Origin of the sequence: Streptomyces sp. SID13726, assembly GCF_010548375.1 — a bacterium.
Lineage (GTDB): Bacteria > Actinomycetota > Actinomycetes > Streptomycetales > Streptomycetaceae > Streptomyces.
This window is the reverse complement of record NZ_JAAGLY010000142.1, coordinates 1-628: the sequence shown is the minus strand read 5'-3', so window position 1 is coordinate 628 and position 628 is coordinate 1. Positions and strand designations below refer to the sequence as shown.

At 70.4% G+C, this 628-nt stretch carries 1 protein-coding gene; it reads right to left on the bottom strand.

Going from position 1 to position 628, the window contains the following annotated elements:
* Positions 1 to 574: ATP-binding protein (locus G3I78_RS46810; RefSeq protein WP_343244021.1), on the bottom strand; the 574-nt coding region annotated here is incomplete at its 3' end.
* Between the last annotated feature and the right edge of the window lie 54 nt (positions 575 to 628).

Genomic DNA, 628 nt, shown 5'->3' with positions numbered 1-628 from the left:
ACAGCCCCTTGTTGAGGAACGCCATCTGCTGGAAGCGCGCCCGCAGCGTCTCGAAGTCGTACTCGGTGGTCTCGAAGATCCCGGGGTCGGCCCAGAAGGTCTGCGTCGTCCCCGTCTCGTCCGACGGCTCGAGCCGCTCGACGGGCGTCACCGGGTTGCCGCCCTCCGTGAACTCCTGGCGCCACGAGTACCCGTCGCGGCGGACCTCGGAGACCATGCGCGTCGACAGCGCGTTGACGACGGACATGCCGACGCCGTGCAGACCGCCGGAGACGGCGTACCCGCCGCCACCGAACTTGCCGCCCGCGTGGAGGATCGTCATGACGACCTCGAGCGTCGGCTTGCCCTCGGTGGGGTGGATCGCGACGGGGATGCCGCGGCCGTTGTCGACGACGCGGACGCCGCCGTCGGCCAGGAGCGTCACGTCGATCGTGTCCGCGTGCCCGGCGAGAGCCTCGTCCACAGAGTTATCCACAATCTCGTACACAAGGTGGTGGAGGCCCCGCTCGCCGGTCGAGCCGATGTACATGCCCGGACGCTTGCGGACCGCCTCGAGGCCCTCGAGGACGGTGATGTTGCTCGCGTCGTAGCCGCCGCCCGCCGAGGGTGCCGCCTCCGCGGACGCCGT